Below are 21,786 nucleotides of genomic sequence, written 5' to 3'. Positions count from 1 at the left end.
GCCGGGGAGGGCCGTCCGCCGCTGCCGCGCCGGGTGCGGTCGGCCGATCGCGACGACACGCCCGCGGCCGGCACGAATACCGTTCGGCAACGCACCGCCGACCAAGCTCGCAACCTGATCAGCGCCGTCGAGCAGGGCACCCGGCAGGGCCGCCGACCCGCTGCCGAAACCGGCTCCACGGCATCCCATTTCGACACAGACGAGGGTGAAGATGGCTAATCCCAACCGAAGTGACGTCGGCTGGCTGCTCGACGATCTGGTGAAGGGTCTCACCGGTGTCCGCTACGCCGTATTGCTGTCCACCGACGGACTGCTGCTCGGCAACTCCTCGGAGCTGGAGAACTCCGATGCCGAGCGGTTCTGTGCGATGGCTTCCGCGCTGCACAGCCTGGCCCGCAGCGCCGGACATCATTTCGACGCCGGCGGTGTCTGCCAGACCATGGTGGAACTCGACCGGGCGGTGCTGTTCATCACCGCCGCGGGTGACAACGCGTGCTTGGGTCTCCTGGCCGCGGACAACGCCGATCTGGGCATGGTCGCCTACGCGATGAACCAGACCGTGCAGCGGGTCGGTTCACATCTTGCCGTCGACCGACGATGAGTCACCGTGAACGACGGTGACGCCTGGTTCGACGACGAGGCCGGACCACTGGTCCGGTTGTACGCGGTCACGCAGGGACGTGGCCGCAGCAACCGGCCGGAATTGGACATGCTGACCCTGGTCGTCGATATCGGCCGGGGCGCGGCGCTGCGCCGTCACGAACCCGAATACGCCGCCATCGTGGAGCTGTGCCGCACCCCGCAGTCGGTCGCGGAAGTCGCTGCGCGGCTGGAACTTCCGCTGACCATGACGAAGGTGCTCGTCGGCGATCTCATCGACGACGGCCGGCTCGAATACCGCCAGCCTCGTCAGGACGAGGCATCCGACGTCGGCCTGTTGCAGGCGCTGCTGGACGGCATTCGAGGGCTCTGACCCGGGCTCAGCGCAGCCGCGCCGCAAGGCGTTTCGCGTTCATGTAGGCGATCGCCTCGATCGAGACCATCGGATTCACTCCGGAGGCGGTGGGGAAGCAGGACGCGTCGGCGACGACGATGTTCTTCACATCCCAGGTGGCGCCGTCGGGGTCGACCGCCGACATGTCCGGTGCACCGCCCATCCGCGCCGAACCCATGATGTGCAGCGCGCCCATCGCGCACTGTCCGGGCTCGTAGCCGGCGGCGGCGCAGGCGGCGGCGAATTCGGCGTGCGATCCGGTGCGGCCGGGCTCGTAGGCGGGGCCGGCCTGCTGTCCGGAGTAGATGCGGCGTGCCCCGGCGGCCTCGAGAATCTGTGCGGCGCCGGTGATTCCGGTGTGCAGATGGCCGCGATCGTGGTCGGAGAGCCGGTAGGAGACCACCGCTTCGCCGTTCTTGTCGACGCCCACACTGCCGTGGTCGCGGTCGCGGGTGATCACTCCCAGCGCCACCGACTTGTGCAGCTCCAGCAGATTCGCCCGGTAGGCCGCCGCGCCACGCCAGTTCATGAAGCCGACGCCCATGCCGGGATGGATGGGTCCGGTCTCGTAGATGACGCCGTAGCCGTTGCCGTCCAGATCGCGGTGCTGTCGGCTGATCCGCGCCTGCATACCGCCCTCCCACGGCCGGATCGGCTCGTCGAAGACGCCGAAGACCGCCGCCGCGGGATGCAGTCGCAGATAGTTGCCGATGTTCTTGTTGCGCAGGCCCGATCGCTTCAGCAGCGCCGGGGTCTGCACCGCGCCCGCGGCCACGACCACCGCACGGGCCCGCACCTCGATCGGGGTTCCGTTCGAGCCGACGGCCGAAACACCCTCGGCGCGACCGTTGTTCACGAGAATGCGCCGCACGTTCGCGTCGACCACGAACCGCGCGCCGTGGGCCGCGGCGTCGGCGAGCCAGGTCTTGGTGACCGACTGTTTGGCACCGACGCGGCAGCCGTAAGGGCAGCGGCCGCATTCGACGCCGGCATCGCAGGCGTCGCCGACATTGCGGGGCAGGGTGTCGATATGCCAGCCCAGGGCGGTGGCGCCGCGTTCCAGCACGCTGTCGCGCGCGGAGAGCGGGGAGTGGCGATCGTTGACGCCGAGGCGCCCGGTCACCGCGTCGAGGGCGGTGGTGTATTCGTCCTGCGCGAACTGAGTCGCACCGAGTCCAGCCCATTCGGCGCGCACCTCGTCCGGGGTGCGCAACGACGTGCTCCAGTTGACCACCGTGCCGCCGCCCAGGCAGGTGCCCGCGACCAGGGTGATCTGACCTTCACTGGTGGCGGGCGGGCCGGGCGCGTAGAGGTTGAGCAGGGCGTCGAGTTCGCCGGCGCCGAAATCCCGGTCGTCGTAATAGTTTCCGCGTTCCAGCACGATCACGTCGAGTCCGGCCTCGGCAAGTACCGCGGCGGCGGTGCCACCGCCCGCCCCGGAGCCGACGATGACGACATCGCAGGTCAACGTGGTCGGTTCGGTCGGGCGCAGCACGGACAGAGCGGGGGCCGGAGCCGAGGCGAGGGTGCCGGGCGGGCCCGGATAGTCGATGGCCTTCCACAGCGGGTGGCTGCCGGTCGGGCCGGGCGTGACGTTGTAGGACAGCAGAGCGGCCTGCTTGAGGGCCTGAAACAGCGTGCGCTTCACCGAGATTCGGGAATCGCCGAGGCGCAGGAGGGTGCGCTCGCGCTCGTCGGCGGTCAGCGACGAGAAGCGCCTGCCACGGTTGCCGAGCAGCAGGCCCGCCACTCGCGAATCCCACAGATCGAGCAGGGTGGCGAGCTGTTGGCTCTCGGCCGGGCGAGGGTTGCGGCTCAGGATGTCGAAGACCGTCGCCACGGATCCGAGTTCGGTCGCCGACGGCAGACTCAGCCCGTCACCCGGAGTGAACGTATCGCAGATCAGGCCCAGGGCTGCGCGCTGCTTCGCTGTCGGTTCCATAAAAGCTCACCTTTCACAACATTGGGGTGAGTTGTATCACGATGCGTGAATACGCGCTCACTTATCGGCATCATTCCTGCTGATGTCGCCCAATTTTCGGGGCCGATATGCGTCTCTGCAGGAGAACTGTCGATTACATATGGTTCGATGATAGGCACTGTGACCGTGCGCCGGCGTCACGCTCCGCGCGGTTTCGCGACGGCATCCTCCGGCAGGGAGTCCGGTGTCGGAACGGGAGTCGTCTCGTATTCCGCGCGCATGCCCAACTGGCCGGGCGTCACCTGGTCGATCAGCGTCCATGCCCGTTCGATGGGCAGATCCACGATGCTGTATTTCTTCTTCCCCGCCGCACTGGCCGCGATCACCGTCACCAGTCCGGCCCGCCGCTGGAAAAGGGTCTGCCGGACGGTCCACCCGATCACGCCCGGTGCCTCCAGGCAGTCACGGTCACGATCGAGCGCCCCGCGCCGCGTGATCAGCCAGACCGGACGCTCACCGTCCGACGGGATCACCGCATGCCCCAGTCCTCGATAGCGATCGTGTGCCAGGGCCGCCGCCACGAGCGCGACGATCACCGGAACGACCCATGCCCACGGTGGCACATGCAGTCCGGCAAGGAGTATCGCGGCGAAGGTGGCGAGAAGAATCCACACCGGAATGAAGGCGCGCGTGTAGCGCCGGCGTCGCGCGCGCGGGCCGTGCTGTTCGAGTGCTACCGACGCGGGAGCGGCTGCGGTTGCCGGGTCGTCCCAGAGTTGTTGTGGCGCAGCGTGTTCGCTCCCGGCGGTGCCGCGACGAGAACGGCTGGTGAGAAGCTGGGCCAGGGTGCGGTCGACGGCGGCGCGCGGGGCCTGAGGGAGCAGCTTCTGACGCGGACTGGTGCCGGTCATGATGGCTTCGAGTTCGGCACCGCCGGCCAGCCGCAGGAGCAGGGGTTCCTTGACGGTCGCACCGCGCAGCCGCGAGAGATCGAGCGTGGTCTGGCGGGTGGTGAACAGGCCGCTGCGGATATGCAACGCCGTGCCGTCGTCGAGCACGCGCAGACCGAGATACGTGGTGAGATATCGGATGCACGCCGCAATGGCCGCGATCACCAGCACCACCACCGCGCCCGTCACGGCGAGGGCGATGAACACCGCACTGTGTTCGGTGAGGTCCTGCACGGCTTCGGAGTGCACCAGCACATCGGCGACGCCGACCTTCGCGGCCAGACCGATCACCGGCCCGACGATGGCCAGGCCGGTCAGCGACAGCGGCGCGTAGCGGACCCAGCGCGGCCGCCAATGCCCGATCTCGATCGCGTCGTCCGCGAGCGCGCCGGATTCGCCACCGTTCAACGCTCGCTGCAGTGCGGCCCGTCCGGCACTGATCCCGTTGTGGACCGAATTGCTCTGCTGTGCGGGCTTATTCGGATCGACGTGCTCAGCCTCGGTTCCCTGGTCACCGGTCAGGGCGGCACTGCGACCAGAAAGTCCGGGGCTCACGCCGAAAGCACCGGCCGCTGCGGGATCCGGCTGCGTGTTCTCGGCCGGCCGCAACAGCAATGCCCGCAGTTCGGGCACCTGTCGCGCATCCACCCCGTCGAGGTGGAACCGCTTCTCCCGATCGGCGTGCTGCCCGGTGCCGATGACCAGCACCACCAATCCGAGCAGCCGGTGCATCAGATCCGCGTGCACGTCCACCGACCTAATTCGCGACCGCGGCACCGTCAAGGTCCGCCGCTGCAGCAAGCCGCGGCGCAACTGCACGGTATAGGCACCGATCCGGTATGTGGTGGTGAACCATCGCGTCAACGCGAACACCACGATCACTCCCGCGACCGCCGCCGGACTCCACGCCGGCCCACCGCTCTGACTTCCCACGATCACCGCGCCCAACAGCACGGGAATGTATTTGAACAATTCCCGCACCGGGTGCACGAGCAGCATCCGCATATCCAGCCGCCGCCAGTCCTCGGCCGCCGGACCCACGGGCGAATCACTCACGTCGCATCCTCCCGGTGAATCGCCGCGATATCGGTCAGCCGATTCACCGTCCGCTCGGCCACCTCCAGATCCAGCGCCGCGATCCGCACCGCTCCCGCCGACGAGGCCGTGGTCACCGTGACCGTCGCCAACCCGAACATCCGCTCCAACGGCCCGCGATGCGTATCGACCGTCTGCACCCGCGTAATCGGCGCGACCCGGCTCTCCTGGTTGAACCACCCCGTCCGCGTATAGACCGCGCTCTCGGTCACCTCCCACCGATGCACGGCATACCGCCACATCGGCACGACCACCACGCCGAACCCCGCCGCAACCACCGTCGCCGCCACCAGACCGAGCGCCCACCCCCGACGCGAGCCGTCCAGTACCACCCACACCAGCCCACCCACCAGCACGAACGCCCAGAAAATCGCCGGCCCGGCCGCCCACAACAGCGGAGCCCGCCGACTGGCCCGCCACGCCGGAGCCGCCAAGATCATGCGCGCGGGCGAATCTTCCGGCGACCGGGTCATACCAGCCATCGTGACATGGAATGCGGCATTCGGGTCTCGTGCGCGTTCTCCGAACCGATCTCGGCCGGAGCGTATTTCGGGTGACGGCCGGATGCGGCCGGTGAAGCCGTTTGTCGGGTGCCGTGATCCGGCGCGATCAGGGGATCCAGCGGTCGGCGAGCCCGTCTACCCAATTGATGCACTCGTCCGGGCTGTCCGGCGGTGCGTCCACCAGGACGAGTTCGGTGACGCCGAGGTCGGTCAGTTCGGCGACGTCCGCGCGGGCCGGGGTGCGTAATGCCACCGCCACGTGCAGGTCGGCGATGTCGCGGCCGTCGTCCGTGCAGAACCCGGTCAAGCGGTGTAGCCGGTCTCGCACCGCAGACATGCTGTCGAGGTTGAAGCCGTACCAGCCGTCTCCCCAGTCGGCGACCCGCCGCAGGGCTCGGTCGCTGTTTCCGCCCCCGAGGATCGGCAGGTGGGACTGGGTGGGTTTCGGGTGGACGCGGATGTTGTGGAAGGAGATGTACCGCGAGTCATAGGTCGCGGGGTCGTCGCGCCAGAGCGTTCGGATGGCGTGGACGTAGTCGGCGGTGCGCGCGGCTCGCCCCGCGAAGGGGATGCCGAGTGCGTCGAACTCGTCCTCGGACCAGCCGATGCCGATGCCCAGACGGAATCGGCCCTCGCTGAGCCGGTCCAGCGACGCCGCCTGTTTCGCCATGATCACCGGGTTGTGCTCGGGAAGCAGGACGACGCCGGTGGCCAGGTGGATGGTCGAGGTGACCGCGGCGGCGTAGGTCAGGCAGGTGAACGGGTCGAGCCAGTCGGCGGTGGCCGGGACGGCGATGCGGCCGTCGTCGGAGTAGGGGTAGGTGGACGACGAATCGTCGACCATCACGACGTGCTCGCCGCACCACAGCGTGCCGAAGCCGCGGCGTTCGGCCTGCCGGGCGGTCACGTCGATGATCTCCGGCCGGGATCCGGAGCCGATTCCCAGGCCGTGTAATCCGAATCGCATGGCATCGCCGCCTCGTCTGTATCCGGTGGGACCGGAATTTTAGCCGGTAGTGCTCTCACCAGCACAGTCGTGGACGCTGGATGCGCGGGGGCAAACTGGTCGCCGGAAGCAGGAATAACCCGCGAAGGCCACCGGGTTGTCTCACGTCACAGGGCACCGAAGGGAGAACACTCGGATGGTTGGCGCATGATCGACGGCGTGAACGAACAACCGCACACTGGGCTACCGACTCCTGGTGTACCGCCCGTTCCGCCGAGTTCTTCGGCCATGCGCAGAGCCTTGCGGCGTGCGCGCGACGGGGCGACGCTCAATCTCGACGAGGCCGTGGTGCTCCTGCACGCACGCGGTGCGGATCTCGAGGATCTGTCCGCGTCCGCGGTGCGGGTGCGGGACGCGGGCCTGCGGGAGACGTATTCCGGGGACACCTTGCCCATCACCTATTCGCGCAAGGTGTTCATTCCGCTGACCCGCCTGTGTCGCGACAAATGTCATTACTGCACGTTCGTGACGGTGCCCGGCAAGCTGCGCGCCGAAGGTCACGGCATGTATCTGGAGCCCGACGAGGTGCTCGAGATCGCCCGCAAGGGTGCCGAATTGGGTTGTAAGGAAGCGCTTTTCACGCTCGGCGACCGCCCGGAGGACCGCTGGCCGGAGGCACGGCAGTGGCTGGACGAGCGGGGCTACGATTCCACGCTCGACTATGTGCGTGCCATGTCGATCCGGGTGCTCGAGGAAACCGGCCTGCTGCCGCATCTGAATCCGGGAGTGATGAGCTGGGCGGAGATGTCGCGGCTCAAGCCCGTCGCCCCGTCGATGGGCATGATGCTGGAAACCACCTCCGAGCGACTGTTCACCGAACGTGGTCAGGCGCATTACGGCAGCCCGGACAAGGATCCGCAGGTCCGGCTGCGTGCCCTCACCGATGCGGGGCGGCTGAGCATTCCGTTCACCACCGGGATCCTCGTCGGCATCGGTGAGACCTATGCCGAGCGCGTCGACTCGATCCTCGCGATCCGCAAGTCGCACAAGGCATTCGGGCATGTGCAGGAGGTGATCGTGCAGAACTTCCTGGCCAAGTCCGATACCGCCATGCGCGACACCCCCGACGCCGACCTGGCGGAGTTCCGCGCCACGATCGCGGTGACCCGGCTGCTGCTGGGGCCCAAGATGCGGATTCAGGCCCCGCCGAATCTGGTGTCGCTCGACGAGTGCCGGGCCCTGATCGACGCCGGTATCGACGATTGGGGCGGGGTGTCGCCACTGACCCCGGATCACGTGAATCCGGAGCGGCCGTGGCCGAACCTCGAGGTCCTCGCCGAGGTGACCGCACAGGCCGGCTACACGCTGACCGAGCGGTTGACGGCCCATCCGAAATATGTGCTCGCCGGCAATCCCTGGATCGACCCGCGGGTGCTGGGACATGTTGCCGCACTGGCCGATCCGCGCACCGGCCTGGCTCGCGAGGTGAATCCGTCCGGTCGTCCGTGGCAGGAACCCGACCAGTCCTGGGAGTCGCTGGGCCGGGTGGATCTCAACACCGCCATCGACACCGAGGGCCGCAACACCGAGTCCCGCAGCGATTCCGGGCTGGACAGCGACGGCCTCGGCGCCTTCGGTGACTGGGAAACCGTTCGGGAACAAGTACTTTCGCTCAGCGCACCGGTGAAGCTCGATACCGACGTGCTGAGCGCCCTGCGCGCCGCGGAGACGGATCCGGCCGGGCTCACCGACGACCAGTACCTGGCACTGGCCACCGCCGACGGCCCGGAACTCGACGCCATCGCCGCCCTGGCCGATCAGCTGCGCCGCGATACCGTCGGCGACGATGTCACCTACGTGGTGAACCGGAATATCAACTTCACCAACATCTGCTACACCGGCTGCCGGTTCTGCGCGTTCGCGCAGCGCAAGGGCGATGCCGACGCGTTCACCCTGTCCGCCGACGAGGTCGCCGAACGCGCCTGGGAAGCGTATGTGGAGGGTGCCACCGAGGTGTGTATGCAGGGCGGCATCGACCCCGACCTGCCGGTCACCGGGTACGCCGATCTGGTGCGGGCGGTCAAGAAGCGGGTGCCTTCGATGCACGTGCACGCCTTCAGCCCGATGGAGATCGTCAACGGCGCCTCGCGTGGCGGGCAGAGCATCCACGATTGGCTCGCGGCGCTGAAAGAGGCCGGGCTGGATACGATTCCGGGCACCGCAGCGGAAATCCTCGACGACGAGGTGCGCTGGGCGCTCACCAAGGGCAAGCTGCCCACCTCGGCATGGATCGACGTGATCACCACCGCGCACAAACTCGGCATTCGGTCGAGTTCGACGATGATGTACGGCCACGTCGACAATCCGAAGCACTGGGTCGGCCACCTGCGGGTGCTGCGCGGCATTCAGGACGAGACCGGCGGGTTCACCGAATTCGTGCTGCTGCCGTTCGTGCATCAGAGCGCGCCGCTGTATCTGGCGGGTGCGTCGCGGCCGGGGCCGACGATCCGGGACAACCGCGCGGCGCACGCGCTGGCGCGCATCATGCTGCACGGGCGTATCACCAATATCCAGACCAGCTGGGTGAAACTGGGCATCACCGGCACCCAGGTGATGCTCAACGGCGGCGCCAACGATCTGGGCGGTACGTTGATGGAGGAGACCATTTCCCGGATGGCCGGATCGGAGCACGGCTCGGCGAAGTCGGTGGCCGAACTGGTCGAGATCGGCGCCGGGATCGGTCGCCCGGTGCGGGAGCGCACCACCACCTACGGCATACCGAAACACCAGGTGTCGGCCCTGCCGCTGACGGTCGGCTGATCGCGGCGCGGCGCCGCTTCCGGTACCGGAGTCTCGGAACTGGCGGAGGCGGCGTCGCGCACACAGTGGCCCCGGTGAACCGGACGCGGCGAACACGGTGAATCGGACACCGCCGAGCCGGCGCGGAGAACACCGCCGGACCGGCCTGGAGAACATCGCCGGACACGGTGTGTCGCATCCCGTCGGGATCGACAAGTTAGGCAAGGCTGACCAGTTGTAATGTGAGTCGCCGGGATACTGTTGCGCGGGCGGAAGTGTCCCGCAGGCAAGGACAGACTAGGAGAACGGCAGTGCCGTACATCATCGCTGAACCGTGCGTTGACGTGAAGGACAAGGCGTGCATCGAGGAATGCCCCGTGGACTGCATCTACGAGGGCAATCGCATGCTGTACATCCAACCCGACGAGTGCGTGGACTGTGGTGCATGTGAGCCGGTGTGCCCGGTGGAAGCGATCTTCTACGAGGACGACACCCCGGACCAGTGGAGCGGGTACATCAACGCGAACGTCGACTTCTTCGACGACCTCGGCTCGCCCGGCGGCGCAACCAAGGTCGGCAAGACCGACTACGACGTGCCGTTCATCGCCGCGCTGCCGCCGATGGCGAACGAGTAGGTAACGCTTCGGTGATCCGCGATCGTGTGCGGGTCAGCAGTCTGCTGCCCGATTTTCCCTGGGACACCATCGCCGGGGCCAAGGCTCGCGCCGCGGCGCATCCCGACGGCATCGTCGACCTGTCGGTGGGTACGCCGGTCGACCCGGTCGATCCGCTGATCCGCGCGGCGCTGGACTCGGCCGCCGACGTTCCCGGATATCCCGCCACCTACGGCACCCCCGCACTGCGGGAGGCCGCGGTGGCGGCGGTCGCGCGCCGCTTCGGCATGTCCGGCATCGGCTCCGATGCGGTGCTGCCGGTGATCGGCACCAAGGAACTGATCGCCGGCTTGCCGCGACTGCTCGGCCTCGGCCCCGCGGATCTGGTGGTGATTCCCGAGGTGGCGTATCCGACCTACGAGGTGGGCGCGCTGCTGTCGGGATCGCGAATTCTGCGCGCGGACGGCATGACCCGGCTGGGCCCGGAATCGCCGGCGCTGATCTATCTGAACTCGCCGTCCAACCCCACCGGCCGGGTGCTCGGCATCGACCATCTGCGCAAGGTGGTGTCGTTCGCGCGCGAACGCGGCGCGATCGTCGCCTCCGACGAGTGCTACCTGGGCCTGACCTGGGATGCCGAGGCGGTTTCCATCCTCGACCCGCGCGTCAGCGACGGCGACCACACGGGTCTGCTGGCCATCCACTCGTTGTCGAAGACGTCGAATCTGGCCAGCTATCGGGCCGGTTTCGTGACCGGCGACCTCGAGCTGATCCGCGAGCTGCTGGAGGTGCGTAAGCATTCCGGCATGATGGTCCCGTATCCGATCCAGGCCGCGATGACCGCGGCGCTGGCCGACGACCGGCACGAGGCCGAGCAGCGTGAACGCTACCGGGCTCGTCGCGAGGTGCTGCGAAAGGCGTTGGTGGAGGCGGGTTTTCGCATCGACCACTCCGAGGCCGGCCTGTACCTGTGGTCCACGCGCGGCGAGAACTGCCGCACCACGCTGGACTGGCTCGCCGAGCGCGGCATCCTCGCCGCACCCGGTGACTTCTACGGTCCCACCGGTACCGAGCACGTGCGCATCGCGCTGACCGCGACCGACGAACGCATCGCGGCCGCGGCGGTCCGGCTGTCCGCCTGAGACGGCGGCCGGGCCCCGCCCCGGCGAGGTCAGCTATCGACCGGCGACGCGACGCGCGTCGTACTCGCCGGTTTACCGCTGCATCGGCGCATGACCGGACTAGCCTGGCGTTATGGACGCTGTCACGGTTGTCCCGACTCCGGCGAACGAGCCGGTTCACTCGTATGCGCCGGGGAGCCGGGAACGAGAACTACTGATCGGCAAACTTGACGAAATCTCCGGGCGAACGGTCGATGTGCCGCTGGTGATCGGCGGCAAGCATCGGCCGGGGACCGGGCCCCGCTCCGAGATCGTGATGCCGCATCGGCACGCGCACGCGCTGGGCACCTACGCCGATGTGACTCAGGAGGAAGGCCGGGCCGCGATCGAAGCCGCGACGGCCGCGGCGCCGCAGTGGCGGTCGCTGCCGTTCACCGAGCGCGCCGCGGTGCTGCTGCGGGCGGCCGATCTGCTGGCCGGGCCGTGGCGGGAGACGGTGGCCGCCGCGACCATGCTGGGCCAGTCGAAATCGGCGTATCAGGCCGAAATCGACGCGCCCTGCGAGCTGGTGGACTTCTGGCGGTTCAACGTCGCCTTCGCCAGTCACATCCTGGCACAGCAGCCGGAATCGTCTGCGGGCGTGTGGAATCGGATGGACTACCGCCCGCTCGAGGGTTTCGTCTACGCGATCACCCCGTTCAACTTCAGCGCGATCGCCGGGAATCTGCCGACCGCGCCGGCGCTGATGGGCAATACCGTGGTGTGGAAGCCCTCACCCACCCAGACACTGGCGGCCTACTACACGATGCTGGTGCTCGAGGAGGCGGGGCTGCCGCCGGGGGTGATCAATCTGGTCACCGGTGACGGCATCGAACTGTCGGAGGCCGCGCTGACCGATCCGCGCCTGGCCGGTATCCACTTCACCGGCTCGACCCGCACCTTCCAGCACCTGTGGCAGCGGGTGAGCTCGAATATCGGCCGCTACCACGGATATCCGCGGCTGGTGGGGGAGACCGGCGGGAAGGATTTCATTCTCGCGCACCGCTCGGCCGATCCGGGCGCCCTGCGTACCGCGCTGATTCGCGGCGCCTACGAATATCAGGGACAGAAGTGTTCGGCCGCCTCCCGTGCCTATATTCCGCGCTCGCTGTGGCGGGAGATGGGCGACGATTTCCTCACCCAGGTCGACGAACTGAGCTACGGCGACGTGGCGGATCTGTCGAATTTCGGTGGGGCGGTGATCGATCGGCGCGCCTACGACAAGAACGTCGCCGCGATCGAGCGGGCCCGCTCGGCCGGCCTGGGCATTCCGGCGGGCGGTACCTACGACGACAGCGAGGGCTTCTTCGTCCAGCCCACCGTGCTCCTCGCCGATACGCCGCGTGACGAGGCGTTCACCACCGAATACTTCGGCCCGGTCCTGTCGGTGTACGTGTACGACGACGATCATCCCGAGGCGTTCGATTCGATACTGGCGGACGTGGATTCGGCGGCGCCCTACGCGCTCACCGGGGCGGTCTTCGCCCGCGATCGGGCCGCGATCGACCGGGCCGCCGGCACGCTGCGCTTCACCGCGGGCAATTTCTATGTCAACGACAAGCCGACCGGCGCGGTGGTCGGTCAGCAGCCCTTCGGCGGTGCGCGCGCCTCCGGCACCGACGACAAGGCCGGGTCGTATCTGAATCTGCTGCGCTGGGTCGCGCCCCGCACGCTGAAGGAAACCTTCGTGCCACCGACCGACTACCGGTATCCGCACATGGAGTCGGAATGAACGGCGAACCGGTGGCCACCCCCGGCAGGGCGCGACGATGAACCCGCTGCGTCCTGCCATCCTCGCCGCCGCCGGTTCGGTGCGAATGAAGCGGGCGATCACCGGGTTCCCGGTCACCGCCGAGGTCGTGCATCGATTCGTGGCCGGGGAGACACGCACCGACCTCGCTCCGGTCGTCACCGCACTGCTGGACAGCGGCCGGATGGTGAGCGTCGACTTTCTCGGTGAGTACACGACCGAGCGGTCGATGGCCGACGACGCCGTCGCCGAATATCTGGCATTGATCGACGATCTGGCTCGTTGGAACCACCGGGCCCGATCATGGCCGACGCAATCCGTTGCACCGGTGGAGGTTTCGGTGAAACTCTCCGCGTTGGGTCAGTCGCTGGGGCTCGACGGCCCCGAGATCGCCACCGCGAATCTGCACACGCTGTGTGAGCGGGCACAGCAGGCGGGGGTGTGGATCACCGTCGACGCCGAGGATCACACCACCACCGAAACCACCGAGTCGACCGTGCGCATGGTGCGTGCCGACTATCCCTGGCTGGCGGTCGCCACCCAGACCTATCTGCGCCGTGCCGAGGATCGCTGCCGCGTCGCCGCTGCCGAGGGCGCGCGAATCCGGTTGTGCAAGGGCGCGTATCGCGAGCCGGAGTATGTCGCCTACCAGCGCACCGCCGATGTGGACGAGTCGTATCTGCGCTGCCTGGAACTGCTCATGGCCGGCTCGGGATATCCGATGGTCGCCACCCACGACCCGGTCATGATCGCCGCCGCGCACGATATGGCCGTTCGGAACGGGCGCGCGCCGGGCCATTTCGAATTCCAGATGCTCTACGGCATTCGCTCGATCGAACAGCAGCGCCTCGCCGAGGCCGATCACGCGGTGCGGGTCTACGTGCCCTACGGCAACCAGTGGTACGGCTACCTGATGCGGCGGTTGGCCGAGCGCCCGGCCAACCTCGGCTTCTTCCTCCGCGCCCTCGCCGAGCGCTGACTCAGACCAGCGGTCGGCCGAAACGCCGGCGCAGCCGCATATCCGCGAGATAGAAGTTGAACGGGAAGACCCGGATCACCGTGGGCATCCGTGTCGACACCGCCGAGATCGAGCGCAGGATGAACCGGAACCGGCGTTCATCGCGTGCGGTCCAGCGCATCCCCATCTCGTCGCGCAGGTGCTGCGGAAGCAGGGCGGTGACGGTGAAGCGATGGAAACGCCCGGCCAGCAACTGAATCGCGCGCGGCTGCATCTTCAGGTCGATCAGATCGTTGAAGTAGCGGCGCACGGGTTCGTCGATGGTCTTCGTCGCGAGGTTCTCCTCCCAGAACGCGTAGAACGCGTCCCGGTCGGCCGGCCACATCTCCGGACGCATCTGCAGACCGGTGCCGAGCCGGACGCTGTAACGGTAGAAACGCTCGGCGAGTTCGGGATCCATCGGTCCGCGCATGCGCTGGTACAGATCATCGACGCCCCAGTACAGGCAGGCCGCCACCCACAACTGCAGTTTCGGATCGAAGGCGTTGTACTTGACCGGGCTGTCCGGACCGGAATGCACCGGGCGGTGCGAGGCGTTGACCGCTTCGCGATAGCTCCGCACGTCCTCGTCGCTGCCCAGCCACGCCACGGCCAGATAGGTCAGGGTGGTGCGCAGGCGCTTGAGCGGGTGCAGCGTCACCTTGCCGCTGTCGACCGTGCTCTCCAGGACGCCGTAGCCGACCGGAGGGTGGCTGAGCTGCATGATCACGTTCGCCGCGCCGCCGAGGAAGGCGGCCACGCCGTCGATGTGTTCGCGCACCGTCTCCGGGGTGAGCTCGTCGCCCTGAACCTCGGGCTCGTAGTCGGTCGCGCGCAGGGGGGCGGTCATCGTCGACTCGTCTCCTGTTCCTCCCCGCCGGATCGGCGAGAGAATATGAGAAGCTTTCGTGTAAACCTTCTCATCAGTGTGGCATCATGTCAATCAGGGCCGCTGACCATATGGGATGATGAGAGCATCACCGTGTCCGCGAGCCGGGCGAAGGAGAGGAACGACCATGACCGGATCGACCAAACTGTCGACTCGGCTCCTGCCGCTCGTGCGCGGCGCGGGTCCGGAGGACCGCAATCAGACCACGGTACTCGACGCGGCGCTGCTGGCTTTCCTGGATTTCGGCATCAAACGCACCAGCATGGTCGAGGTCGCGCGGCGTGGTCGGCTGTCGCTGGCGACGCTGTACCGGCGCTTCGCGGGTAAATCCGATCTGATCCAGGCCGTCGGGCTGTGGCAGGCGCGCCAGTTCGTGGAACAGGTCGACGCGGCGGTGCAGCGTCAGATCGATCGCGACGCCAGCGCCGAGGATCAGATCGTCGAACTGTTCGTCGCCTTCCTGGACGGGTTGCGCGGCAACAAACTGCTGGACCGGCTGCTGACCACCGAACCGGAGGTCGTACTGCCCTATCTCACCGTGCAGGGCGCGCCGGTGATCGAGCTGGGACGCGACTACGTCGCCGAATTCATCACCCGCCTGCAGACGGAAGGCAAACTGCCACACTACGATCCGCTGCCACTGGCCGAACTGGTCGCCCGCAACGCGCTCTCGCTCGCGCTGACTCCGCAGACGCTGATCCCGGTGGACGACGAGGCCGCCTGCCGGCAGTTCGCCCGCGACCACGTGGTTCCCGGTTTCCGGATCCCCTAGTCGCGGGATCAGCCACAGCCGTTCGCACGGAAGCCGGCCGCAGCGCCCGTCGGGTGGTGCGAATCGACGGTGCCGCAGCGGCCGTATCTGCGCCAGCGATCGGCGAAGCGGCGGGCGGCCGATTCGCAGGCCACGAACGTGAGCGGGTGCGGACTGCCGGCGGTGAGATGGATCGACACCATGACATCCGCCTCGTCGGGTCGTGGTGATAGCGGTTCTGCCGCAAGGTATTCGGGCTGGATCGTGGTTGAAAGCTGTTGTGCGAGTGTTAGACTGAGGTATCGGGTGCCGAGTTCTTCGGTGCTATAGCATTCGCTCGACGCATTGGTCTGCTGTTCCATCGCTGTCTTCGTGACCTCTCCAGATCTTCGCGGCGGTGCCACGCCGCGTACCGATTCACAGGGCCGGACCCGCGCCTCGGGGGCTGCCGGGTGAGCGCGCACAGGACATCACGATCGAGCTGTGGGGACCGGGCGGAGATGAATTCCCCGGGGGGACTTGGGCGTATCGCCTGCACGATTCCCAAGAACCCGGGACGAGTCCGGTCCGGACCGAAGCTCCTCGAACCCGAGAAGGAGATAGTCGACATGTCAGAACCCGGCAGTACGGTACCCAGGCGGCAACTCGGCCGATACCTTCGCGACCTGCGATCACAGACCGGGATGACGCTGCACGAGGTTGCGCAGAAGGCCGAGCTCAGCGCGAGCACGGTCCAGCGCTATGAGAACGGCCGCTTCCCGGCCAAACTCCGGACCGCGGATATCCGCGAAATCTGCGCGGTGCTCGGAGCGGACGAAACCATGACTGCCGCCCTGGAAGGCCTTGCGCAGCAAGCGAATGTGCAGAACTGGTGGCACGAGTACGACGATGTGATCCCGCAGGACTTCGATGTGTACATGGGGTTGGAGGCGGCGGCGGAGCGGTTGGTGGTGTACTCGCCCGGCGCGGTGATGGGTCTGCTCCAGACTCCGGAGTACGCAGCGGTGCTGACGCGCGGAGCCTTTCCCGACGCCACACCGGAAGAGATCGGCCAGCGGGTGCACATGCGTATGCGTCGGCAGTCGCTCATCACGCGGCGTCGCGGCCCGGCCGAACTTCGGATTGTGCTGGGGGAAGCGGCTATTCGTCGCGAAGTCGGTGGACGCCGCGTGATGGCGGCCCAGCTGAAGCGGTTGGCCGACATCAGCACTATGCCGAATGTTTCATTGCGAATATTGCCGTTCTCGGTCGGCATTCCACTCGGTCAGATATACAGCCAGTTCATCGTTCTCGAGTTCGGCAACGACGCCAAGGGCAATCTGCTCGAGCCGCCGATCGTCTATCTCGAACATCCAACGGGCGACTTGTATCTCGAGAAACCGGCGGACGTGCGCCACTACACTGAGGCGTATCAGGGCATCCAGCGGGCCACCCTGGATGAGCAGGCGAGCAGGGACCTGCTTCGCCAGACAGCAAGGGAGTTCGCAAGGTGAGCGGTAAGTACGAGGTCGATCTGTCCAATGCCCAGTGGTTCACGAGCAGCCGCACTTCGGGTGGGAAAGAGTGCGTTGAGGTCGCGTTCCTGGACGGCGGTCTCGTCGGCGTGCGAGACAGCAAAGATCGCACCCGCCCGGCGCTCGTCTTCACTCCCGGCGAGTGGCGGGCGTTCATCGGCGGTGCGAAGGACGGCGAGTTCGACCAGGCATAGCGATTCCTTAGGGAGTCTGAAGGGGGTTCGGAACGTGAGCAGTAAGTACGACGTCGATCTGTCCAGCGCTCAGTGGTTCACCAGCAGCCGCACCAATGGCGGGCGGGAATGTGTTGAGGTCGCGTTCTTGGACGGCGGCTTCGTCGGGGTGCGGGACAGCAAGGACCGCACCCGGCCGCCGCTGGTCTTCACTCCCGGTGAGTGGCGGGCGTTCATCGGCGGCGCCAAGGACGGCGAGTTCGACCGGGCGTAGCGATCACAGGTCGCTGCAAGGTCTCGAGAGCCGTGGCCACATCTCGAAATGCTTGGCCACAGGTTGGCTGGCTGGCCACGATTCTCGAGGCGCCGCGCCCTCATCGCGGTGTCCGTGATCAGAGTTCTGTTGGTGGGCGGATCAGGAAGGTGCCTACGGTGCTACTACAGCTATTCGGCGCGGCATCCACCGTGCGGCGATGAGCACTCGGGTGTGGGCCGACGATATGGAATTTCCGACCTTCGACGAGATCGAAGGTTCGGTCGACGACGAGGTGACTCGTGCCGTCGTGGAGGGAACTCGGTGCCTACTTTGTGTCGCCTCACACCAGCCGCAGGCCCAAACGCCGCCGTAGGCGCATATCGAACATATACGCGTTGACCGGAAACATCTTGAGCTGCTTGGGGACTCGGTCCTCCATCGCGCCGACCGCGTGCAGTAACCGGGCCAGGCGGCGGTCGTCGGATTCGGTCCACGGCATCTCCATCTGCGCGCGTAGATTCGGCGGCAGCAACCCGGCGACCATCCAGCGGTGAAATCGCTTGAACGGCAAGCGAATCGGGGGCGGGAACATCTTCAGATCCACCAGATCATCGAAGTACTCGCGGATCGTCGGATCGATGTGGACCTCGGCGAGCTGCCGGTTCCAGTAGGCGTCGAAGGTGGCGCGGTCGGCCGGCCACATCGCCTGCGGCATCTGCAGTGTGGTCCCGAACCGGGCGGCGTGGCGGTAGAAGGCCTCGGCCTCCTGCTCCGGCATCGGGCCGTGCATCCGCTCGTAGAGGTCGCGCGATCCCCAATACAGGCAGGCCGCCACCCACAGCTGCAGCTTCGGATCGAAGGCGTTGTACTTGACCGGGCTCTGCGCGCTGGAGCGGACCTGGCGATGCTGCCAGTTCACCGCCGCGCGATAGGCGGCGCGCTCGTCGTCGCTGCCCAGCATGGCCACGGCGAGGTAGGTCAGCGTGGTGCGGGTGCGTTTGACCGGATGCAGCATCACCTTGCCGCTGTCGACGGTGCTCTCCACCACGCCGTAACCGACCGGCGCGAGCGACAGTTGCATGATGACGTTGGCGGCGGCACCGAAGAAGGCGGCCGAACCGTCCAGGTGCGCCGCGACATCGTATTCGGCGACCGGTTGCCCGGGCGACATGCGAATGGACGTGGTCATCATCGACCCCCATCTCCGCGTGAGAAGACTGCACTTCGACAGTCTCACCACCTCACTGCGCTGTCAACGGCCGCGCGACGACGAGACGAATTTGCAACGGACCGCTAGGCAGGGGGAGTGCCGACAGTATCGGTTGGTTGCGTCGGATTGATAGGTTGGCCCGATGTCCTACGGTTCGCTGCCGCTGTTGCCCTCGCTCAATCCGGCTGCCGTGTCCGCCGGCTACGACATTCCCGATGCGGTCACCATCGACGGTGAGACGCTGTCGCGCAGTGATCTGGTCGGCGCCGCGACCTCGGTGGCCGAACGCGTCGCCGGGGCCGGCCGCGTCGCGATTCTCGCCCGCCCGACCGCCACCACCGTGCTGGGAATCCTCGGCTGCCTCATCGCCGGGGTCGCCGCCGTGCCGGTGCCGCCGGATGCGGGGTCGGCCGAGCTGGACCACATCCTCGCCGATTCCGGTGCGCGGGCCTGGCTCGGTGCGGCGCCGGACAACCCCACGCTGCCGGTGATTCCGGTGCGTAAACACGCCCGCTCCTGGCACAGCCATCCCGAACCGGCCGCGAACACCACGGCTTTCATCCTCTACACCTCGGGGACCACGGGTGCGCCCAAGGGGGTCGTGCTCAGTCGCGGCGCCATCGCGGCCGGTCTCGACGCGCTGTTCGAGGTGTGGTCGTGGACCTCGAAAGATGTTCTGGTGCATGGGCTTCCGCTGTTCCACGTGCACGGGCTGATCCTCGGCGTGCTCGGGCCGCTGCGGGTGGGAAGCCCGCTCGTGCACACCGGCAAACCCACGCCCGCCGCCTATGCGGCCGCGCCCGGCACCCTGTACTTCGGCGTGCCGACGGTCTGGTCGCGAATTGCCGAAGACCCCGGTGCCGCAAAGGAATTGGCGAATGCCCGGCTGCTGGTCTCAGGCAGTGCGCCGCTGCCGGTTCCGGTCTTCGAACGGCTGCGTGAGCTGACCGGGCAGGCGCCGGTGGAGCGTTACGGCATGAGCGAAACCATGATCACTCTGTCCACGCGGGCCGACGGCGAGCGCCGGCCTGGCTGGGTCGGCCTGCCGGTGGCGGGTGTGCAGACCCGGTTGCGCGACGAGGCGGGAGCGCCGGTTCCGCATGACGGCGAGAGTATCGGCGGACTGCAGGTGCGCGGTCCCATGTTGTTCGAAGGCTATCTCGGCCGTCCGGAGGCCACCGCCGAGAGCTGGACCGAGGACGGCTGGTTCGTCACCGGCGATGTGGCGGCGATCGACGCCGAGGGATTCCATCGCATCGTCGGGCGGGAATCGGTGGATCTGATCAAATCCGGTGGGTATCGCGTCGGGGCGGGCGAGGTCGAAACCTGCCTGCTCGGCCACCCGAGTGTGGCCGAGGTCGCGGTGGTGGGGATCGAGGACGCGGATCTGGGGCAGCGCATCCGGGCCTACGTCGTGCCGCGCGCCGACACCCCGATTTCGGAGCGCGAACTGATCGATTTCGTCGCCCAGCAGCTCTCGGTGCACAAACGACCGCGCGAGGTGCTGATGGTGACCGAACTGCCGCGCAACGCGATGGGCAAGGTGCAGAAGAAACAGTTGCGCTGACACGTCGATCCGGTCCCGGGAACGTGCCGGGTTGACCTGTACCGCACTCGAGGTTCTAAGGTCGGCGCATGATCGCAACGCTGTCTGCAGCCCAGATCGAGTATCTGGCGGGCCAACGCCTGGGTCGGCTGGCCACCATCCGCCCGGACGGATCGCCGCAGAACAATCCGGTGGGTTTCCGCTACAACGAAGCGCTCGGAACCATCGATATCGCCGGCCACAACATGGGCGCCTCGCAGAAGTTCCGCAACCTCGGCAAGGAGGAGCGGGTCGCCTTCGTCGTCGACGATATCGCCTCGGTGAATCCGTGGCAGGTGCGCTGCCTCGAAATCCGCGGTGTGGCACAGTCTTTGCGGGATGTGGACACCTACCTCGAGGGCGGTTCGCGCGAGCTGATCCGCATCACCCCGCAGCGCGTGCTGGCCTTCGGCATCGACTAGGGCGCATACGCGAAACGCCCCACCTGGCCCGGGTGGGGCGCTTCGCCGCGTTCGCTCCGACTACTGACTCATTCCGGACTCGATCCGATACTGCTCCACCACATCGTCGTATTCCGCTCGACGGTCCGTGGTCATCTCATCCTCGGCATCGACACTGAGGCTCCACGGGATCGGGCACGGCGGCGCATGGTCAGGGTCCGGGCAAAGAAGTCGCTCGATCTGCGCGGCGACCTCTCGTGCTTCCGCCTGCGAGGCGATAACTCCCAGACGGATTTCCCACAGCCTTTTCTCGTCCGGCATCTGTCAGATCTCCTTGCAATGACGCTTGTAGTAGCCCTGTGGGACGCTACGATCAGCGTCCTTCTTCGCTGCAGCAACCGCGTCCGGCTTGGTCTTCCCGGACCCAGTTCCGGTGATATATCCCTGCGCTTCGCCCCCGTGCTTGACCAACTGGCACTTCACGGTAGCGGTGTAGCGAGCGATCGGATCCGCGTGGGTCACGTTCGGCGCGGTGTCCGTCGGCAACGCCGACGCGGTGGCTGACCCAGCCAATCCGGCGCCGACAGCCAGTGGCAGGGCTATGGCGACAATGAACTTCCGCACGTGCATATGACTTCCTCCCCAAAGTGACCGATTCATCCCGTTCGGCCTACATACGGTTTGGATGCGGCCCGTCCCGATTCCGGCGATGTCCTGTTCGGTCGGAGCAGCGGGTGACACGCGGCCGGGCTGCCATGCACGTAGGGCAGCGAGCAGGCTGTCCAGCAGTGCGAGACTCGCAGACCAGCTCGCTTCGACTTCTACTGACGGGCGACGTTGTGGCAGTGCGGGTTTCATGACGGTGCTGTCAACGGGTTCGGCCGGTGCCCCTCATCGGGTGCGTACGCGCCCTCCCGCTCGTAGGTATGGCCGGTCGCCAGATCGTGGATGTCGGTGATCTCGGCAAGCTCGGGTGGGACCTTGCCGCGCAGGTGCGCCATGTCGGGCACGATCAGCAGCTCGACCTCGTGCGTCCTGATGTGATCGGGCAATACCTCGGGGGCGATGAGGCTGCTGCTCTTCGTCATTCCGAGGTAGACGTATCCGAGCCGTGCCGCGACCTGCCGTGCGGCCCGATCGACATCGGTCATGGTCTCGATCAGGTCGACGCAGACGTAAGCCATTGCGCGCGAGTCGGGTTCGTCGTCTGCAGCGCAAGTTCGGCTACCGTTCATCGCTCTTCACTCCGGATGTGCATCGAACCCCCTGCAGCCTGCG

At 67.1% G+C, this 21,786-nt stretch carries 24 protein-coding genes; 14 read left to right on the top strand and 10 right to left on the bottom strand.

What is annotated here, in order from left to right; translation table 11 throughout:
• From IRT45_RS25355 to IRT45_RS25345, 3 genes are all read left to right on the top strand, one after another.
• On the top strand, window positions 1-219 hold a 219-nt coding region (locus IRT45_RS25355; RefSeq protein ID WP_194808374.1), incomplete at its 5' end, for a hypothetical protein.
• Window positions 212-601 carry a roadblock/LC7 domain-containing protein gene (locus IRT45_RS25350; protein WP_030514865.1) on the top strand — a complete coding sequence of 130 codons (390 nt, stop codon included), beginning with the start codon at window positions 212-214 and terminating at the stop codon, window positions 599-601. The genes IRT45_RS25355 and IRT45_RS25350, both read left to right, overlap by 8 nt.
• A 6-nt stretch (window positions 602-607) precedes the next feature.
• The gene (locus IRT45_RS25345; protein WP_094028110.1) at window positions 608-973 is read left to right on the top strand and encodes a DUF742 domain-containing protein; all 366 of its coding nucleotides are present in this window, start codon (window positions 608-610) and stop codon (window positions 971-973) included.
• A 7-nt stretch (window positions 974-980) separates the two neighbouring features.
• Here IRT45_RS25345 and IRT45_RS25340 read toward each other — a convergent pair whose 3' ends face one another.
• The 4 genes from IRT45_RS25340 to IRT45_RS25325 form a co-directional block, all read right to left on the bottom strand.
• Complete coding sequence (locus IRT45_RS25340; protein WP_194808373.1) at window positions 981-2,936, bottom strand: GMC family oxidoreductase N-terminal domain-containing protein; 1,956 nt, start codon at window positions 2,934-2,936, stop codon at window positions 981-983.
• 176 nt (window positions 2,937-3,112) lie between these two features.
• Complete coding sequence (locus IRT45_RS25335; RefSeq protein WP_375540153.1) at window positions 3,113-4,921, bottom strand: PH domain-containing protein; 1,809 nt, start codon at window positions 4,919-4,921, stop codon at window positions 3,113-3,115.
• The gene (locus tag IRT45_RS25330; protein WP_194808380.1) at window positions 4,918-5,400 is read right to left on the bottom strand and encodes a PH domain-containing protein; all 483 of its coding nucleotides are present in this window, start codon (window positions 5,398-5,400) and stop codon (window positions 4,918-4,920) included. Before IRT45_RS25330 ends, IRT45_RS25335 begins: the two co-directional genes overlap by 4 nt.
• A 169-nt stretch (window positions 5,401-5,569) precedes the next feature.
• Complete coding sequence (locus IRT45_RS25325) at window positions 5,570-6,430, bottom strand: LLM class F420-dependent oxidoreductase (RefSeq protein WP_194808372.1); 861 nt, start codon at window positions 6,428-6,430, stop codon at window positions 5,570-5,572.
• A gap of 186 nt (window positions 6,431-6,616) precedes the next feature.
• On the opposite strand from IRT45_RS25325, the gene IRT45_RS25320 reads away from it, so the two are divergent.
• From IRT45_RS25320 to IRT45_RS25300, 5 genes are all read left to right on the top strand, one after another.
• On the top strand, window positions 6,617-9,229 hold the full coding sequence (locus tag IRT45_RS25320; protein WP_194808371.1) for a bifunctional FO biosynthesis protein CofGH: 2,613 nt from the start codon (window positions 6,617-6,619) through the stop codon (window positions 9,227-9,229).
• 290 nt (window positions 9,230-9,519) lie between these two features.
• Window positions 9,520-9,843, top strand: coding sequence for a ferredoxin (gene fdxA / locus IRT45_RS25315; RefSeq protein WP_030514872.1), 324 nt, complete (start codon window positions 9,520-9,522; stop codon window positions 9,841-9,843).
• A gap of 14 nt (window positions 9,844-9,857) precedes the next feature.
• Window positions 9,858-10,964, top strand: a complete 1,107-nt coding sequence (gene dapC, locus IRT45_RS25310; protein WP_309241150.1) for a succinyldiaminopimelate transaminase — start codon at window positions 9,858-9,860, stop codon at window positions 10,962-10,964.
• A gap of 112 nt (window positions 10,965-11,076) precedes the next feature.
• A complete protein-coding gene (gene pruA, locus IRT45_RS25305) occupies window positions 11,077-12,714 on the top strand; it encodes an L-glutamate gamma-semialdehyde dehydrogenase (protein WP_194808370.1) in 1,638 nt (545 codons plus the stop codon).
• Between the two features lie 37 nt (window positions 12,715-12,751).
• The gene (locus IRT45_RS25300) at window positions 12,752-13,711 is read left to right on the top strand and encodes a proline dehydrogenase family protein (RefSeq protein ID WP_194808369.1); all 960 of its coding nucleotides are present in this window, start codon (window positions 12,752-12,754) and stop codon (window positions 13,709-13,711) included.
• A gap of 1 nt (window position 13,712) precedes the next feature.
• Here IRT45_RS25300 and IRT45_RS25295 read toward each other — a convergent pair whose 3' ends face one another.
• Complete coding sequence (locus tag IRT45_RS25295) at window positions 13,713-14,579, bottom strand: oxygenase MpaB family protein (protein WP_194808368.1); 867 nt, start codon at window positions 14,577-14,579, stop codon at window positions 13,713-13,715.
• A 166-nt stretch (window positions 14,580-14,745) separates the two neighbouring features.
• Between IRT45_RS25295 and IRT45_RS25290 the strand changes: the two genes are divergently transcribed.
• Window positions 14,746-15,390, top strand: a complete 645-nt coding sequence (locus IRT45_RS25290) for a TetR/AcrR family transcriptional regulator (protein WP_194808367.1) — start codon at window positions 14,746-14,748, stop codon at window positions 15,388-15,390.
• An 8-nt stretch (window positions 15,391-15,398) separates the two neighbouring features.
• On the opposite strand, the gene IRT45_RS25285 is transcribed toward IRT45_RS25290, so the two are convergent.
• Entirely contained in the window at window positions 15,399-15,731 is a 333-nt protein-coding gene (locus IRT45_RS25285) for a hypothetical protein (protein WP_194808366.1), read from the bottom strand.
• Between the two features lie 246 nt (window positions 15,732-15,977).
• Here IRT45_RS25285 and IRT45_RS25280 point away from each other — a divergent pair, with 246 nt between their 5' ends.
• From IRT45_RS25280 to IRT45_RS25270, 3 genes are read left to right on the top strand one after another with little or no spacing between them, the layout of a single operon-like run.
• Complete coding sequence (locus IRT45_RS25280) at window positions 15,978-16,862, top strand: helix-turn-helix transcriptional regulator (protein ID WP_194808365.1); 885 nt, start codon at window positions 15,978-15,980, stop codon at window positions 16,860-16,862.
• Entirely contained in the window at window positions 16,859-17,077 is a 219-nt protein-coding gene (locus IRT45_RS25275) for a DUF397 domain-containing protein (protein WP_194808364.1), read from the top strand. Before IRT45_RS25280 ends, IRT45_RS25275 begins: the two co-directional genes overlap by 4 nt.
• Window positions 17,078-17,111: 34 nt before the next feature.
• Window positions 17,112-17,330 carry a DUF397 domain-containing protein gene (locus tag IRT45_RS25270; protein WP_194808363.1) on the top strand — a complete coding sequence of 73 codons (219 nt, stop codon included), beginning with the start codon at window positions 17,112-17,114 and terminating at the stop codon, window positions 17,328-17,330.
• Between the two features lie 322 nt (window positions 17,331-17,652).
• Here the strand turns inward: IRT45_RS25270 and IRT45_RS25265 are convergent, their stop codons facing one another.
• Complete coding sequence (locus IRT45_RS25265; RefSeq protein WP_194808378.1) at window positions 17,653-18,501, bottom strand: oxygenase MpaB family protein; 849 nt, start codon at window positions 18,499-18,501, stop codon at window positions 17,653-17,655.
• Between the two features lie 163 nt (window positions 18,502-18,664).
• On the opposite strand from IRT45_RS25265, the gene IRT45_RS25260 reads away from it, so the two are divergent.
• Together IRT45_RS25260 and IRT45_RS25255 are read left to right on the top strand one after the other, a co-directional pair.
• Window positions 18,665-20,089: an acyl-CoA synthetase gene (locus IRT45_RS25260; RefSeq protein ID WP_194808362.1), complete on the top strand. Its 1,425-nt coding sequence runs from the start codon at window positions 18,665-18,667 to the stop codon at window positions 20,087-20,089.
• Between the two features lie 68 nt (window positions 20,090-20,157).
• Window positions 20,158-20,529 carry a PPOX class F420-dependent oxidoreductase gene (locus IRT45_RS25255; RefSeq protein WP_194808361.1) on the top strand — a complete coding sequence of 124 codons (372 nt, stop codon included), beginning with the start codon at window positions 20,158-20,160 and terminating at the stop codon, window positions 20,527-20,529.
• Between the two features lie 60 nt (window positions 20,530-20,589).
• Here IRT45_RS25255 and IRT45_RS25250 read toward each other — a convergent pair whose 3' ends face one another.
• The 3 genes from IRT45_RS25250 to IRT45_RS25240 form a co-directional block, all read right to left on the bottom strand.
• Window positions 20,590-20,829 (bottom strand): hypothetical protein, encoded by a 240-nt coding sequence (locus IRT45_RS25250; protein WP_194808360.1) that lies wholly within the window; start codon window positions 20,827-20,829, stop codon window positions 20,590-20,592.
• A 3-nt stretch (window positions 20,830-20,832) separates the two neighbouring features.
• Window positions 20,833-21,138 (bottom strand): hypothetical protein, encoded by a 306-nt coding sequence (locus tag IRT45_RS25245; RefSeq protein WP_194808359.1) that lies wholly within the window; start codon window positions 21,136-21,138, stop codon window positions 20,833-20,835.
• 224 nt (window positions 21,139-21,362) lie between these two features.
• On the bottom strand, window positions 21,363-21,692 hold the full coding sequence (locus IRT45_RS25240; RefSeq protein ID WP_194808358.1) for a hypothetical protein: 330 nt from the start codon (window positions 21,690-21,692) through the stop codon (window positions 21,363-21,365).
• Window positions 21,693-21,786: the final 94 nt, after the last annotated feature.

The organism is Nocardia sp. BSTN01 (assembly GCF_015354405.1).
In the GTDB taxonomy this organism is placed as follows: Bacteria; Actinomycetota; Actinomycetes; order Mycobacteriales; family Mycobacteriaceae; genus Nocardia.
This window is presented reverse-complemented; position numbering and strand designations above follow the sequence as displayed.

What these genes read in the sequence shown, in the direction of transcription:
- IRT45_RS25285 (WP_194808366.1), bottom strand. Translation starts at nt 15,731, where the DNA reads ATGGAACAGCAGACCAATGCGTCGAGCGAATGCTATAGCACCGAAGAA.
- pruA (WP_194808370.1), top strand. Translation starts at nt 11,077, where the DNA reads ATGGACGCTGTCACGGTTGTCCCGACTCCGGCGAACGAGCCGGTTCAC.
- IRT45_RS25250 (WP_194808360.1), bottom strand. Translation starts at nt 20,829, where the DNA reads ATGCCGGACGAGAAAAGGCTGTGGGAAATCCGTCTGGGAGTTATCGCC.
- IRT45_RS25320 (WP_194808371.1), top strand. Translation starts at nt 6,617, where the DNA reads ATGATCGACGGCGTGAACGAACAACCGCACACTGGGCTACCGACTCCT.
- IRT45_RS25260 (WP_194808362.1), top strand. Translation starts at nt 18,665, where the DNA reads ATGTCCTACGGTTCGCTGCCGCTGTTGCCCTCGCTCAATCCGGCTGCC.
- IRT45_RS25265 (WP_194808378.1), bottom strand. Translation starts at nt 18,501, where the DNA reads ATGACCACGTCCATTCGCATGTCGCCCGGGCAACCGGTCGCCGAATAC.
- IRT45_RS25350 (WP_030514865.1), top strand. Translation starts at nt 212, where the DNA reads ATGGCTAATCCCAACCGAAGTGACGTCGGCTGGCTGCTCGACGATCTG.
- IRT45_RS25290 (WP_194808367.1), top strand. Translation starts at nt 14,746, where the DNA reads ATGACCGGATCGACCAAACTGTCGACTCGGCTCCTGCCGCTCGTGCGC.
- IRT45_RS25280 (WP_194808365.1), top strand. Translation starts at nt 15,978, where the DNA reads ATGTCAGAACCCGGCAGTACGGTACCCAGGCGGCAACTCGGCCGATAC.
- IRT45_RS25245 (WP_194808359.1), bottom strand. Translation starts at nt 21,138, where the DNA reads ATGCACGTGCGGAAGTTCATTGTCGCCATAGCCCTGCCACTGGCTGTC.
- IRT45_RS25255 (WP_194808361.1), top strand. Translation starts at nt 20,158, where the DNA reads ATGATCGCAACGCTGTCTGCAGCCCAGATCGAGTATCTGGCGGGCCAA.
- IRT45_RS25325 (WP_194808372.1), bottom strand. Translation starts at nt 6,430, where the DNA reads ATGCGATTCGGATTACACGGCCTGGGAATCGGCTCCGGATCCCGGCCG.
- IRT45_RS25300 (WP_194808369.1), top strand. Translation starts at nt 12,752, where the DNA reads ATGAACCCGCTGCGTCCTGCCATCCTCGCCGCCGCCGGTTCGGTGCGA.
- IRT45_RS25330 (WP_194808380.1), bottom strand. Translation starts at nt 5,400, where the DNA reads ATGATCTTGGCGGCTCCGGCGTGGCGGGCCAGTCGGCGGGCTCCGCTG.
- IRT45_RS25295 (WP_194808368.1), bottom strand. Translation starts at nt 14,579, where the DNA reads ATGACCGCCCCCCTGCGCGCGACCGACTACGAGCCCGAGGTTCAGGGC.
- IRT45_RS25240 (WP_194808358.1), bottom strand. Translation starts at nt 21,692, where the DNA reads ATGGCTTACGTCTGCGTCGACCTGATCGAGACCATGACCGATGTCGAT.
- IRT45_RS25340 (WP_194808373.1), bottom strand. Translation starts at nt 2,936, where the DNA reads ATGGAACCGACAGCGAAGCAGCGCGCAGCCCTGGGCCTGATCTGCGAT.